Genomic DNA, 14,317 nt, shown 5'->3' on the forward strand with positions numbered 1-14,317 from the left:
CCTTGAAGTATATAGCTACCTGTCTGCTGCTGTGTGGGCTGGCATCGCCCGCCCTGGCAGCAGACCCCTATTACCCGGCTTCTGCTATCCCGGAAGCACTGAAAAAAAATGCACATAGTGTAGTGCGGTTGGATGAAACTTCCTATCGCTATGTGAGCCCGAAAGAAGTGCGTTACGTGCACCACCAGGTGGTGACAATCCTGGATGCAGAAGCGGATCACCGCAGCGACCTTACCTTTCATTACAGCTCCCTGATGGAGTTACGCAGCGCATCTGCCGCTTATTATGATGCCGCCGGAAAACTGGTGAAAAAAGTGCGCCAGAGCGATATGATGGACCTGCCTGCAGGTGGCGATGTAAGCCTCATTTCAGATACCCGTGGTAAAAGATATTCGTTTACCGGTGTGGGTTATCCTTATACCATCGAATTTGAAGAAGAATACAAGTATAACAGTGCTATTTACCTCAGCAGATGGGGGCCCCTCAGCTGGTTCGACGAACCGGTTGAAAAAGCAGTATGCAATGTGATTATGCCAGCCGGCGCTGACTTACGTTACCGCATGCTGCAGTCAGACGTAAAGCCTGCTGTGGAAGAGGTGAAGGAGGGTAAGAGCTATACCTGGACTTTATCCAACCTTTCACCCATGCGCCGGGAAACCAGGGCAATTGGCATGCACGAACGCTATCCATTATTGCTGATGGCACCTCCGGAAGCTAAATACGGCGAGGTGCAAGGGAAATTCACCACCTGGCAGGAATTAGGCAACTTCTTTTATGCCCTTAATAAAGGGAGAGATGTACTGCCGGAAGCGCTGAAAGCAAAAGTCCATGCTATTGCGGATCCACTGAAAACGCAGGAGGAAAAAGTGTCCGCGTTGTATAAATATCTACAGCAAAACTATCGTTATATCAGTATCTCCCTGGGAGTAGGAGGGATGCAGACCATCGATGCGATCACCACTGCCAGAACCAGTTATGGCGATTGTAAAGGCCTCTCTAACCTCATGTGTGCCATGCTTGGTGAAGTGGGTATCAGGGCGCACTCCGTACTGGTAAACGCCGATGAAGTGCCTATGCACATTCCGGAAGATTTTGCCACCACCTGGTTCAATCACGTGATCGCCATGGTACCTAACGGTAAAGATACTACGTGGCTGGAATGCACCAGCAACCTCAATCCGCCTGGTTACCTCGGCAGCTTCACTGCCGACCGTGCAGTGCTCCTTTTGGATGAAACCAACAGTAAACTGATACACACGCCGGTTTATACGCAGCAGGATAATAAAAGGTTCAGTACCACCAATGCCACCATGGATGATGCAGGTAATTTGAAGGTGGTATCTACCGTAAATACCACAGGCATATTGCAGGATGATCTTCTTCAGATGGTACACCTGCTGAGTAAGGAAAAACAAAAGGAATACCTCCGTAAAACCATGGAGATTTCCAGTTTCGACATTACCGGCTATACTACAGCAGTACACGCCAACCGCCTGCCGGATATCACAGAAACGATCGAATTAACCGCTAATAACTACGCTTCCCTCACCGGTAAGCGCATGTTCCTGAAGCCCAATATTACCAACCGGATGGGGCGTAAGATTGCGACTGATACGGCCAGAACATCCCCGGTGGATATCCCTTACGGAGAGCAATATGCCGACACCGTAAATATCACCATCCCTGCCGGTTATAAAATTGAGTCGCTCCCGCAACCTGTTTCCCTGCAAACGAAGTTCGGTACTTACGACGCAGCGGTGAAGATGAACGGTAACACGGTAACGTATATACGAAAATATAACATTCAGTCCGGCCGCTTCCCGGCAGCTGATTTTTCCGCTTATGCCAGCTTTATCAACAGCGTGTACAAAGCAGAAAGAAACACCATGGTACTGGTGAAGGAATAGCATATTCACAAATAGGAAAGGCGCCACAGAACCCAATCTGTGGCGCCTTTTTATTGATTACTACAGCGTGATTATTTTTCGCGTACGCTTACACTGATATGTCTGTCTTTTTTCCTTTCTTCATCAGGTGCATCGGCGGCTGCTTTTGCAAACTCGGCACCATAGCCTTCGGCGCCCAGCAGCTGTGCTGCATCTGCATTAAGGGCTTTCAGTCCGTTTACTACAGCATCCGCTCTGTCCTGCGACAGCTTTTTATTAATAGCAGCATCACCGGTTTTATCCGTATAGCCACCAACTTTAATTTTTGTTTTAGGGAACGCCTTCAGGATCGCGGCCAGGTTACTGAGCTGTACTTTACTCTCTTCCGTAATCTCCGCACTACCTGTTTTGAAATTGAGGTTGTCGAAATCAAACCAAACATCCTTACCGGCAGCTTTGCTGTCGTCTTTCAGGAAGTTGACCAGCTGGTCTTCAATACCACCTTTATAGGCATTGAGCACCGTACCATCCGGCAGGCTCACCTGTATGCTTTCACGGGTCACCTCTGTGGTGGCCGGTACCGGCGCTACGGCTGAATCTGCCAGCTGACTGGTAGTAATACTATCGGTAACCACGTCATTGTTTTTGTTACCTCCACAGCCTTTCATCAAGTACCACAGCAAAATAATGGCTACCAGTATCAGGAGTAATGACCATATCCACTTACCATTGCCCGCTTGTTTTACTGTGTTTACGGTAGATGTTGCCGCTCCGCCAACTGCGTTGCCAAAGCTACCGGCCAGGCCACTCAGTTTGGAACCAATGGCGGATAAACTACCTAAACCTAATATGCCAGCCAGATTCACTCCTCCGGGCACCGCATTTAAAATCTTATCTTTCTGCGAATTTAAAAAGGCCGCAAACCCGCCTGCATTCAGGTTGTTCTGGATCGCATACTGTCCCACCGTACCCAGCGTTGCCGGTGCAGCGGATTGCAGCAGGGTAGTAGCTGATGATTCTTTAATGCCGGCATATCCGGCCAGGGTGGTCGCAATCGCCCCCACCTTGTCGCCAAACAGGCTTCTGAGTAAATCAGTACCCTTGCTCAGCAAAGTGCCGGCACCGCCCTGTAAGGCGCTGCCCAGCGCCGCCGGCGATGCATCTGAAGCCGCCCCCTTTACTAAATTTAATAAGCCACCCACATCTCCGGTGCTCTCTGTTTTGTGTAACAAACCAGTTAACACTGTCGGAATAATGGCCGACAACGCTTGCTGAATACCTCCCTCACTCTCGCCTAACTGCGCGGACGCCTGGCTGATAACGTTGCCGTTAAAAAGATTTTTTGCACTCTCTAATAAGTCGAATGACATAATTTTAAGGGTTTTAAGATGAAAAAATCGTTACGTGCGGAATAGTTCTCTTGCGCTGTAAAAAGCAATAGTAGCTAGTCAATAACAATGCTCGTTACCGCCTTGTTCACATTTTTTTAAGAAATCGTTTGGCTTCCTCTCCGTTTTTTCGTATCTTCGCAAAGCTTTGACGCAATTTCGACTGTTTAATGTGCCTTCCGAGCACGCTCATTACGATAGAACAGTCAATATTTATTGGTATTGATCACTTCGGGCCACATCGCGCCCGGTTTCATTTCCGACTAACTGTTAACATGCAGTTCCTGCATATAGGATTCCTATGTCGCAGAGGAAACGATCAGCATAAAACACATTAGAACTATGACTGCTATGATTGTGCGATCATCAGTGGCAAGGGTAACCTATGTCATTCAATCAGCAATTTCCGGCCTCGTCTCTAATGGATTTAAAGTTATCTGCTGCTTTGCATTGCTTTGTCCGTTAGTTGCTAACGGTCAGGATAGTACGAAAACAAAACAAAAACCGAAACTCCACATCGGAGGTGCGTTGCGGTTTAATTACAATAACTCCTCCTGGAAAAAAGAACAGGTAAAGCGTGGGGGCGACTTCGGATACGACGTATTCCGCATCAACGCGGATGCCTCCTGGAAAAATTTATCATTGCATGCGGAATACCGCTTCTATTCAAAAGATTTTGGTGGTGCCATGCTCAAAGAAGGTTATGTTACCTGGCATTTCAACGATAGCACGCGTATCGATATCGGCCTTACCCAGGTACCATTCGGGAACCTGCCCTACAATTCACACAGCTGGTTTTTCAATCTCCCCTATTATGTTGGAAAAGAAGACGACTATGATATGGGAATCAAATTTGAACGCACCAGCAACCGATGGAAATACCAACTGGCTTTCTTCAAAAATGCAGAAGAACTGAATTTTGGAGATGATACGCCCACTGATCCGGGCCGCTACTCCTACGATGTTGCCGGCAGAAATAAAGAGGTAAACCAGGGTAACGCCAGGGCCGAATATTTCCTGAATGCCAACAATAGTATCGGCGCTTCTGTTATGGCTGGTGGACTCTATAACATCCCTACCCGTGAAATGGGTAGTCACTACGCAGCCGCCATCCATGCCAATCTTAACTTTCGTAAGTGGAACCTGAAGCTGCAATCGATGTATTATCAATACAATGTAGCAGATTCAGCCCAATACAAAGATGCAATTGATATGGCCGCCTACGGCGCCAGCTACCAGGTTGCTGCTAATGCATTTATCCATACCGCCTCCGTGTCGTACACACATCCGGTAAAATGGGGGCCGATAAGTGCACTGACATTTTATAACGACTACTCCTATATGGATAAACAAGTGGCAGGATTTCAGGATTCACAGATGAATGTACTGGGATGTATGATCACCGCAGGTCCTGTAGTTACTTATATCGACTGGGCAGCAGGAAAAAATCATTCCTGGCTGGGACCCGTCTGGAACGAAGCTTTTGCCGCCGGTACCCCCGGCGAAAAATGGCATAGCCGCTTTAATATCAATATCGGGTATTACTTCTAAATCAACTAACGATGACACCTAAACTTAAAATAGAAAATCTTACACTGATCTTTGGTCGCGATAAGGAAACCGCCCTGCGCATGCTTAAGGAAGGCAAAAGCAAAGCGGATATCCTCGCCGCTACGGGTTGCACCGTAGGTGTAAAGGAAGCCTCCTTCGATATTCAGAAAGGAGAGTTTTTTGTGATCATGGGCCTTTCCGGTAGCGGAAAGTCCAGTTTGTTGCGCTGCCTCAACCGGTTAATTGAACCTACTGCAGGTAATATCTTCATCAACGAAACCAATATTACCCAGCTCAATGACAAACAGCTGCAGGAAATACGCCGCAAGGAAATCAGCATGGTGTTCCAACAGTTCGGACTCCTGCCACACCGCAGCGTCCTTGAAAATGTAGGATTCGGCCTGGAGCTGCAAGGCATGCCGGCAGCTGAAAGGAATCAGAAGTCGGCCGCCGTAATCGAAATGGTTGGCCTAAAAGGCTATGAACAACAATTGCCTTCCAACCTCTCCGGAGGTATGCAGCAGCGCGTAGGCCTGGCCCGCGCACTGGCAAACGATCCGGAAGTACTGCTGATGGACGAGGCCTTTTCCGCCCTCGATCCGCTCATCCGCACCCAAATGCAGGATGAACTGCTCGACCTGCAGGAAAAAATGCATAAAACAATCGTCTTCATTACACACGATCTGGATGAGGCCATCCGCCTGGGCGACCGCATCGCCATCATGAAAGACGGGGAAGTGATACAGGTAGGCACGCCGGAAGAAATCCTCACGGCGCCCGCCACCGATTATGTATCCTCCTTCGTGGAAAAGGTAGACCGCAAAGCCATCATTACCGCCTCCTCTCTCATGGATACCAAACCGGTAAGCGCCGTATTCCGTAAAGATGGTCCGGAAGGTAGCCTGCGTAAAATGCGCGCCACCGGCCTGGATATACTGCCCGCCGTTACAGTCGACAAACATTTCCTCGGATTCGTATACCTCAAAGAAATTCTCGAAGTCAAACGCCGCGGCGAACCTACCATCGAATCCGTTATCCACCGCGAAGTGCCGGTAGCCTACCCGGATACCACCGTGGAACAAATGCTGCCGTTTATCGCCGAAACGGATAAACCAGTGGCAGTAGTGAATCCTGAAAACAATAAGCTGGTGGGACTCATCTCCCAGACAGCCCTGATTATCGAAACAACCGGTAGTCAGACATTATAACCCTTATGACTAAACGAAGCATATGATTAGAATCGGAAAATATATTGAACAATTCATTAACTGGCTTACACACAACTTTGGCCCGCTGTTTCATGCCATCAAACAGATGGTAGAAGTAATGGTAAATGGAGTGGAAGGCCTGCTGGACATTGTGCCGGCCTATATCTTAATTGTGCTGCTGGCAGTACTGGCCTGGCGCCGGGCCGGATTGTCCATCGGCATATTTGCATTGCTGGGGTTAGGACTCATTTATGGAATGGGATACTGGCCGCAAACCATGGAAACACTCGCATTGATCCTTGTATCAGCTTTTATAGCCCTCCTTATTGGCATACCTTTTGGTATCTGGGCGGCCAGAAACAAACTGGTAGCTAAAATAATGCGGCCCGTACTGGACCTGATGCAAACCATGCCGGCCTTCGTATACCTTATACCAGCAGTGTTGTTTTTCGGACTGGGTAAAGTACCGGGCGTTTTTGCGACCATCATTTTTGCTATGCCGCCTGCGGTGCGACTCACCACGCTCGGCTTACAGGGCGTGCCGAAAGATATTGTGGAAGCAACCCGCTCATTTGGTGCCACCCGCGCGCAGCTGCTGTTTAAAGTAGAACTGCCGCTGGCATTACCTACCATACTGGCTGGCGTAAATCAGACCATTATGATGGCCCTATCCATGGTAGTGATATCTGCCATGATCGCCGCCGGAGGCCTGGGTGAAATCGTGCTGAAAGGGATTACGCAACTGAGAATCGGGATCGGCTTTGAAGGTGGAATCGCAGTGGTGATCCTCGCCATTATACTGGATCGTATTACACAGTCCTTCGGGAAAAAGAAAGCCGGGAAATAAAAAATAGAGATCATGAACAAAAGAACCATATTAACTGCTTTTTTCGCGCTGCTGATACTAGGTTTTACGGCCTGTCAGCAGAGCGATTCCAATACCAAAAAAATTACCATCGCCTACGTAAACTGGTCCGAAGGGCAGGCTATGACTTATCTGGCTAAAAACCTGCTGGAGAAAAAAGGGTATAAGGTAACGCTGAAGAATGCAGATGTGGCCCCCGTTTTTGCAGCCGTAGCCAGCGGCGATGCGGATATTTTCATGGATGCCTGGATGCCGGTTACGCACAAAGCCTATATGAGCAATTTCGGAGAAAAGATTACGGTGCTGAACACCATCTTCGATGGGGCCAGGATCGGTCTGGTGGTGCCCGACTATTCGGCAGCAAAAACCATTGAAGACCTGCAGCAAATGAAGAGTAAGTTTGGTGGTAAAATAGTAGGCATCGATGCGGGCGCCGGTATTATGAAAAGCGCAGAGGAAGCCATTATCTCCTATGGACTCGACTACCAGCTCCAAACCTCTTCAGAGGCCGCGATGCTGGCTGTATTGAAAAAGAATATTGACGAAAAGCAGGAGGTAGTAGTTACCGGCTGGCAGCCGCATTTAATGTTCAGCCAATTCAAACTCCGGTTCCTCGAAGATCCAAAGAAAGCATTTGGAGAACCTGAAAAAATACTGACTATCGCCAATAACGAATTCACCGTTACAGATACCACCGCCGTCAACTTTTTCAGGAAGTTCAAATTGAATGCGGAACAGCTTTCCTCCCTGATAGCTGCTATCGCAGACGCTGACTGGCATGAAGAAGAAGGCGTAAAAAACTGGATTTCGAAAAATCAGGCGGTTATAGCCACCTGGGAGTAATTGCTTTGTAACAGCTATACCAATACAAGAAGAGGAGCCTCACGGGGCTCCTCTTCGCATTTATGGGTGATGTAAAGCATGGTTTACAAAGTCATTTGCTGCTGATTCCGGAAAATCGTCAGCTTCAACGGATATACGGCGGTTTTCAGCACCTGCTGCAATTCATGAATGTTGCGCACTTTATGCGTCCCTATTAACAGGATCACATCGCCATCCCGCAGCCCTGCGCTTGGATCAGGGGCTTTAAGTACCAGCACGCCCTCGTAGTCGGCCATGCCGGTGGCCGAACGTTCGCCCAGCGTTTCCAGGTTCTTAAACGTGCCGTTTTGCCATTGCCAGCTGGCAGTAGTGGCTTCCGTGCTGCTGCCGGGAGCCGGAAATAACGGCTTGGCTGCCAGCGCACGAAGGGAAGGGGATATCACCCCGAAAGCGAACTGATTAAAGTTTGTAAAGTCTTTGGCAGCTATATTACGTACGGTATAATTACCGGCCGCCGGATTTGCAAACTGCGGATCGCCATAAGCACTGTGCACATCCGTGCCATTAGCCTGTGCTGTAGCCAGTGCGGCGCTATCCGGGAAAAAGTTCCTGTCAATTTCCCTGCCCCAATAGTTAATCCCAATAGGCTTATAGCGCGTCATTACAACGTTGTTGGTAAATACATCTCCGCTATTTTTAAACCATACATGCGGATGAAAGGAATTGTTCACGATGATGTTATTGTAAACCTTTCTGTCAAAGCCCTCCCGCAGTTTAAGCCCGCCGTGAAGGCACACGTTATTGTAAATTTCATAGTTGGAAGATCCGTCGTCCAGGTCTATATCCCAGCCATGGTCGCAACGGAAACGGTTATACCGGATAACGTTGGTATATACAGCGTCCTGCTTTACCAGCCAGGGGTACAGCGCGGCAATGCTGTCCATTTCCCTGCGATTGGGGTACCACCACCTGTCCCGCCCCCAGGAGTTAAAGGAGCCGTGGTCACCTGTTTCCAGCACAGTATTAAAAACGTCGTTGTATTCGATCACATGCCCGCCCCAGGTGCCTTCACTAATGTTGATGCCGGCTCTGGGGAGATTGTAAATGCTGTTATGTGATACCTGTATGTGGGCGCTCATGGAAATCTGTACCCCGGCCACCTGCTTTTCAATCAGGCCGATGTCGTGAATCAGGTTATCGACCACGGCGCAGGAATCGGGGTAGTTATCGGTTTTAGGGCCGCGGGCAGTGTCCATGGCTGCAAAATCCTGTCTGCTATTATATTCAAATAAGGGAGATCTTACCGCATCCGGATTACCCGCAAACGCAACGGCATTGCCGCCCAGTTGCTGTATGCGGTTACCCAGTACCATCGCATGGCGGTTGAAATTACTGAGGAAGATGGCGTTGCCGCCATTCTGCTCAAACACGCAGTGCTGCACGGTGCAATCGCGGGTGCCATCCAGCAGGATCACGCCGCCACGGTAAATCGCCCAGTCGCTGCGCAGTAACGGTTCCCTCGTTTCCATGAAGGTAGCTTTGGCCTGTGTAAACCGTATATCCTTTACGGTTACACGCTGCACAGGTGCGCTGGCATCTCCCGTAAAAATAAAATAACCACTCAGCCGTGATACCACAATGTCCGCTGCCGGCGCCTTGGCACCAGCTGGTTTATAATACAAAAAGCGCGTTGCCTTGTCATAGTACCATTCACGGGCGGTATCCAGTTCTTCAAAAATATTCTCTACAAACCGGATCGTTTTATGCATGCCCATCTGTCGGTTATTCTGGTAGCCACCGGTGAGTTGCAGACTGGTATCCGCATTTACGCCGGTAATCATATAGTGGTAACCACCCCATTCCGCCCGGTGCAGGGCATGAATATACCCGCCCACCGGATGTTTCCAGCTGGCAATTCGCGCCTTACTAAGCGCATCTTCCGCATAGCCGTTATAGTGGGAAGCAGTAGTATCGTAATTTGGATACCTCGCTCTTACGGCGGCATTACCATCTACATACAATTGATCAAAATCCCAGGAAATATTTACCGGTGCACGATAAATCCCGTTTTTATAGACCTGCCATTTTACGGTGAGCGCCTTACCGCCACTGATCGTGGTAGTTTGATTGGGAGCTCCCTGGATGATCGTATACCCCTTGCCGTTAGTGAGCGAAGCGGATATCACCAGCGTACTGTCAAGGTAATAAGTGCCGGGCTTATAACGGATGGTCAGGTTACAGTCGGGGTATTGGGAACGGTACTGCCGGATTACCTGCACCGTTTTGGCAGGATGCACGTCCACTACAAAGTCCTGCGCCTGCAACGGAGAAAAAAATACAACTAACAATAATGCGTGTACGAAAAACAGAAATAGCTGCCTCATATTGAATTGGTATGCTGCTAATATACCATCGCTTTTTGGTGGGAGTTGATGCTAATTTAGCAGTAATTACCAGTATTTTCTGCTAAAACTGCAGTTTTGTTTAGCACATTCTGTCAAAATTTCCGGTAGTTCAACATTGGATCGTCCTTTGTTGTTACCTATACCAAGTTTGATGACACAAAAAAGGAGAAAAAGTAACTTATGAATCTGAATAATTTCACTATTAAATCGCAGGAAATACTGCAAAAAGCACAGCAACTGGCGTTCAACAACCAGAACCAGGCCATCGATACAGGTCACCTGTTAAAAGCCCTCCTGGAAGATCAGGACAGCCCTGTGGAATACCTGCTGAAAAAGAACGATGTGAACACCACGTTCCTCAACAGCAAGCTCAATGAACAAATCAACAAATACCCGCGCATTCAGGGCGGAGAACCTGGTCAGGTACTCAGTCGCGACGCTAACAACGTTATGCTGCGGGCCGGTGCCTCGCTGAAAGAGTTTAAAGACGAGTTCGTCAGCGTAGAACACCTGCTGCTGGCTATCCTCGGTGGCAGCGATGATACCGCCAAACTGCTTAAAGATGCAGGCCTGACTGAAAAAGGTCTGAAAGCGGCTATTAAAGAATTACGTAAGGGCGAAACCGTTAACTCGCAGTCCGGGGGCGCCCAGTACAATACTTTGCAGAAATACGCCAAAAACCTCAACGAACTGGCCCGGGAAGGTAAACTCGATCCGGTGATTGGTCGCGATGAGGAAATCAGACGTACCCTGCACATCCTTTCCCGCCGCTCTAAAAACAACCCGATCCTCGTAGGGGAACCTGGTGTTGGTAAAACGGCGATCGTGGAAGGGCTCGGCCACCGCATCATCAATGGCGACGTGCCGGAAAACCTTAAGTCTAAAACCATCTACGCCCTGGATATGGGTGCGCTCATGGCTGGTGCCAAATACCGCGGTGAGTTTGAAGAAAGGCTGAAAGGTGTGGTAAAAGAGGTAGCCGAAAGTGATGGAGAAATCATCCTCTTTATCGATGAAATCCATACGCTGATCGGTGCCGGTGCCATGGAAGGTGCCATGGATGCTGCCAACATCCTGAAGCCCGCCCTGGCCCGCGGTGAGCTCCGCGCCATCGGTGCTACCACCCTCAACGAATACCAGAAATATTTTGAAAAAGATAAGGCCCTGGAACGCCGCTTCCAGAAAGTACTGGTAGATGAACCATCTGTAGAAGATGCCATCTCCATCCTTCGTGGCCTCAAAGAAAGATATGAAAGTCACCACCACGTACTGATCAAAGACGAAGCCATCATCGCAGCAGTGGAGCTTTCCCATCGCTATATTACCGACAGGTTCCTGCCGGACAAAGCGATCGACCTGATCGATGAAAGCGCCGCTAAACTCCGCCTGGAGATGAACTCCATGCCAGAAGAACTGGATGAACTGGAACGTCGTATCCGCCAGCTCGAAATCGAAAGAGAGGCCATCAAACGTGAAAACGACGAAGATAAACTGAGTGAACTGGCCGCAGAAATTTCCCGCCTCAGCGATGAACGGAATACCTTCAAAGCAAAATGGCAGGCAGAAAAAGAAGTGGTCGACAAAATACAAAACGCGAAAGCTGCCATCGAAAACCTGCGCCTAGAAGCAGAACAGGCAGAACGTAACGGTGATTTTGGCCGCGTAGCTGAAATCCGCTACGGGAAAGTGAAAGAGCAGGAGCAGTTGGTGAGCGATCTGACGAAAGACCTGGAAGATCTCTCTGCTAACCACAAACGCATGCTCAAAGAAGAAGTGGACGCAGAAGATATCGCTGAAAACGTCGCTAAAGCTACCGGCATCCCGGTATCTAAAATGATGCAGAGCGAAAAGGATAAGCTGCTGAACCTGGAACAGGAACTGCACCAGCGTGTAGTAGGGCAGGAAGAAGCGATTATCGCCGTTTCTGACGCCATCCGCAGGAGTCGTGCAGGCTTGCAGGACCCGCGCCGCCCGATCGGTTCCTTCATCTTCCTCGGTACCACCGGGGTAGGTAAAACAGAGCTGGCGAAAGCACTCGCCGAATACCTCTTCGATGATGAAACCATGATGACGCGTATCGACATGAGTGAATACCAGGAAAAACACAGCGTGAGCCGACTGGTAGGAGCGCCTCCGGGTTATGTGGGATACGATGAAGGTGGTCAGCTCACCGAAGCCGTTAGACGTAAGCCTTACTCCGTAGTGTTGCTGGATGAAATCGAGAAAGCCCACCCGGATACTTTTAACATTTTGTTACAGGTGCTCGATGATGGCCGCCTCACCGATAATAAAGGTCGCGTGGTGAATTTCAAGAACACCATCATCATCATGACCAGCAACATGGGTAGCAATATTATCCAGGAAAATTTCGAAAATATAGACGAAGGAAACAAGGAAGAAATCGTGGACAAAACCAAAGAAGAGGTGATGTCATTGCTGAAAGCCACGATCCGTCCGGAGTTCCTGAACCGTGTAGATGAAGTAATCATGTTCCAGCCATTGATGCGCGATGAGATCAAAGGAATAATTAACATTCAATTACAACAATTGAAGGACATGGTGGCAAAGAATGGCATGATATTGGAATTTTCTGATTATGCGTTAGAGTACCTTTCTGTTCAGGGTTACGATCCGCAGTTTGGTGCAAGACCGCTGAAACGCCTCATTCAAAAAGAGATCATTAACCTGTTAAGTAAAAAGATTCTGGCAGGCGATATCGACAAAACCAAACCAGTACTGATCGATGTATTTGACGGTGTGGTGGTTGTGAGGAACAAATAATAACAAAGCAATTCTAAATACGACGATACATAGTTTACAATAAGCCCCGCGATTCCTCGCGGGGTTTTCTTATATTAGTATAAGTCCAAAACCCTCAAATTATGATCGGAGAAAGAGAAAAGAAATTCATGGATTATGCCATCGCGTTATCGGCCCGTGGCATGAACAATGGTGATGGTGGCCCTTTTGGTTCCATTGTGGTTAAGGGAGATGAGATAGTAGGCGAGGGCTGGAACCAGGTGTTGTGCAACAGCGATCCTACCGCACATGCCGAAGTAATGGCCATCCGTGATGCCTGCAGGCGACTCAATTCCTTCCAGCTAGACGGCTGCGAGATATATACCTCCTGTGAGCCTTGTCCTATGTGCCTGGGTGCTATATATTGGGCCCGGCCGGCAAAGGTCTATTTTGCCAATACAAAGGAGGATGCAGCAGCCATCGCTTTTGATGATTCTTTTATTTACAGGGAGATGCAACTGCCGCTGGAAGCGCGCAAAATTCCGTTAGTACATATGCCAAGTAAGGCAGCCCTGGAGGTGTTTGGACAGTGGAAAGAGAAGGAGAACAGAACTTTGTATTAAAAGAAAAGCGATAGCCTTCGGCTATCGCTTTTCTTTTAACCGGCGCATTGGCGCCGGTTAAAAGAATTTATGCTGGGCAGGCCTTCCCCAAATGATGGGTGGTAGTTCCGCCGCACGCAGTGCTGCTCTACTCAGGTGATGCGGGAAAAGGTATGCCGGGTCTAAAACATTAATTGCAGCCGTGCCGCACGCAGTGCTGCTCTATTCAGGTGATGCGGGAAAAGGTATGCCGGGTCTAAAACATTAATTGTAGCCGCGCCGCAGGCAGTGCTGCTCTACTCAGGTGATGCGGGAAAAGGTATGCCGGGTCTAAAACATTAATTGCAGCCGTGCCGCACGCAGTGCGGTCTCCTCCAGCCGATGCCGAAGGCATCGGCAAAATCATTTTATCAACAAAACACAAACCTTAGCTGCTTACCTGCTTATGCTGCTTTGCGAGAAAAAAAGACAAAATTTTTACTTCGGCTGCGTATAAAAATGATACCCCCAAAATAAAGCAAGCACAAGAAAAATAATTGCCAGCACTATAACGGCAATGTATATATTAAAATTCTCCGGCCGGCGACTCTTCCGGTATTTCTTATGCAGTTTCTTCAACAGGTCCCACTTCATCTCCCGCACGAGAGCCGGCAGCTTTTCTTTGTCGTTAAACGCAGACAATCCATCCAGCGCTTCACTGCATAATTCACAGTCTGCCAGATGCATTTCCACCTCATGCTGTTCCTCCGGCGTCAGTTTTCCCTGGACGTAATCCAGCAACTGCTGCTGGGAAGGGCAGCCTGTAGCGACAAATATATCTTTCAAATGCTCGTTCATATCACTTTGTGCAA

At 48.7% G+C, this 14,317-nt stretch carries 10 protein-coding genes; 7 read left to right on the plus strand and 3 right to left on the minus strand.

What is annotated here, in order from left to right; all coding sequences use genetic code 11:
- Positions 1 to 2: 2 nt before the first annotated feature.
- On the plus strand, positions 3 to 1,907 hold the full coding sequence (locus BUB18_RS24250; RefSeq protein WP_073086093.1) for a DUF3857 domain-containing protein: 1,905 nt from the start codon (positions 3 to 5) through the stop codon (positions 1,905 to 1,907).
- A 71-nt stretch (positions 1,908 to 1,978) separates the two neighbouring features.
- Here the strand turns inward: BUB18_RS24250 and BUB18_RS24255 are convergent, their stop codons facing one another.
- A complete protein-coding gene (locus BUB18_RS24255) occupies positions 1,979 to 3,256 on the minus strand; it encodes an OmpA family protein (protein ID WP_073086096.1) in 1,278 nt (425 codons plus the stop codon).
- A gap of 360 nt (positions 3,257 to 3,616) precedes the next feature.
- On the opposite strand from BUB18_RS24255, the gene BUB18_RS24260 reads away from it, so the two are divergent.
- From BUB18_RS24260 to BUB18_RS24275, 4 genes are read left to right on the plus strand one after another with little or no spacing between them, the layout of a single operon-like run.
- A complete protein-coding gene (locus tag BUB18_RS24260) occupies positions 3,617 to 4,825 on the plus strand; it encodes a hypothetical protein (RefSeq protein WP_218588102.1) in 1,209 nt (402 codons plus the stop codon).
- An 11-nt stretch (positions 4,826 to 4,836) separates the two neighbouring features.
- Positions 4,837 to 6,033 carry a quaternary amine ABC transporter ATP-binding protein gene (locus BUB18_RS24265; RefSeq protein ID WP_073086098.1) on the plus strand — a complete coding sequence of 399 codons (1,197 nt, stop codon included), beginning with the start codon at positions 4,837 to 4,839 and terminating at the stop codon, positions 6,031 to 6,033.
- Positions 6,034 to 6,055: 22 nt separating this feature from the next.
- The gene (locus BUB18_RS24270; protein ID WP_073086100.1) at positions 6,056 to 6,880 is read left to right on the plus strand and encodes an ABC transporter permease; all 825 of its coding nucleotides are present in this window, start codon (positions 6,056 to 6,058) and stop codon (positions 6,878 to 6,880) included.
- 12 nt (positions 6,881 to 6,892) lie between these two features.
- On the plus strand, positions 6,893 to 7,741 hold the full coding sequence (locus tag BUB18_RS24275; RefSeq protein WP_073086102.1) for a glycine betaine ABC transporter substrate-binding protein: 849 nt from the start codon (positions 6,893 to 6,895) through the stop codon (positions 7,739 to 7,741).
- Between the two features lie 83 nt (positions 7,742 to 7,824).
- On the opposite strand, the gene BUB18_RS24280 is transcribed toward BUB18_RS24275, so the two are convergent.
- On the minus strand, positions 7,825 to 10,104 hold the full coding sequence (locus tag BUB18_RS24280; RefSeq protein ID WP_073086104.1) for a right-handed parallel beta-helix repeat-containing protein: 2,280 nt from the start codon (positions 10,102 to 10,104) through the stop codon (positions 7,825 to 7,827).
- A gap of 201 nt (positions 10,105 to 10,305) precedes the next feature.
- Between BUB18_RS24280 and clpB the strand changes: the two genes are divergently transcribed.
- Entirely contained in the window at positions 10,306 to 12,906 is a 2,601-nt protein-coding gene (gene clpB / locus BUB18_RS24285; RefSeq protein WP_073086106.1) for an ATP-dependent chaperone ClpB, read from the plus strand.
- 101 nt (positions 12,907 to 13,007) lie between these two features.
- Positions 13,008 to 13,487 carry a nucleoside deaminase gene (locus BUB18_RS24290; protein ID WP_073086108.1) on the plus strand — a complete coding sequence of 160 codons (480 nt, stop codon included), beginning with the start codon at positions 13,008 to 13,010 and terminating at the stop codon, positions 13,485 to 13,487.
- Between the two features lie 456 nt (positions 13,488 to 13,943).
- Here the strand turns inward: BUB18_RS24290 and BUB18_RS24295 are convergent, their stop codons facing one another.
- Complete coding sequence (locus BUB18_RS24295) at positions 13,944 to 14,303, minus strand: anti-sigma factor family protein (RefSeq protein ID WP_073086110.1); 360 nt, start codon at positions 14,301 to 14,303, stop codon at positions 13,944 to 13,946.
- Positions 14,304 to 14,317: the final 14 nt, after the last annotated feature.

It is taken from the genome of Chitinophaga jiangningensis (genome assembly GCF_900142605.1).
In the GTDB taxonomy this organism is placed as follows: Bacteria; Bacteroidota; Bacteroidia; order Chitinophagales; family Chitinophagaceae; genus Chitinophaga; species Chitinophaga jiangningensis.

What these genes read in the sequence shown, in the direction of transcription:
- BUB18_RS24280 (WP_073086104.1), bottom strand. Translation starts at nt 10,104, where the DNA reads ATGAGGCAGCTATTTCTGTTTTTCGTACACGCATTATTGTTAGTTGTA.
- BUB18_RS24275 (WP_073086102.1), top strand. Translation starts at nt 6,893, where the DNA reads ATGAACAAAAGAACCATATTAACTGCTTTTTTCGCGCTGCTGATACTA.
- BUB18_RS24265 (WP_073086098.1), top strand. Translation starts at nt 4,837, where the DNA reads ATGACACCTAAACTTAAAATAGAAAATCTTACACTGATCTTTGGTCGC.
- BUB18_RS24290 (WP_073086108.1), top strand. Translation starts at nt 13,008, where the DNA reads ATGATCGGAGAAAGAGAAAAGAAATTCATGGATTATGCCATCGCGTTA.
- BUB18_RS24295 (WP_073086110.1), bottom strand. Translation starts at nt 14,303, where the DNA reads ATGAACGAGCATTTGAAAGATATATTTGTCGCTACAGGCTGCCCTTCC.
- clpB (WP_073086106.1), top strand. Translation starts at nt 10,306, where the DNA reads ATGAATCTGAATAATTTCACTATTAAATCGCAGGAAATACTGCAAAAA.
- BUB18_RS24260 (WP_218588102.1), top strand. Translation starts at nt 3,617, where the DNA reads ATGACTGCTATGATTGTGCGATCATCAGTGGCAAGGGTAACCTATGTC.
- BUB18_RS24270 (WP_073086100.1), top strand. Translation starts at nt 6,056, where the DNA reads ATGATTAGAATCGGAAAATATATTGAACAATTCATTAACTGGCTTACA.
- BUB18_RS24255 (WP_073086096.1), bottom strand. Translation starts at nt 3,256, where the DNA reads ATGTCATTCGACTTATTAGAGAGTGCAAAAAATCTTTTTAACGGCAAC.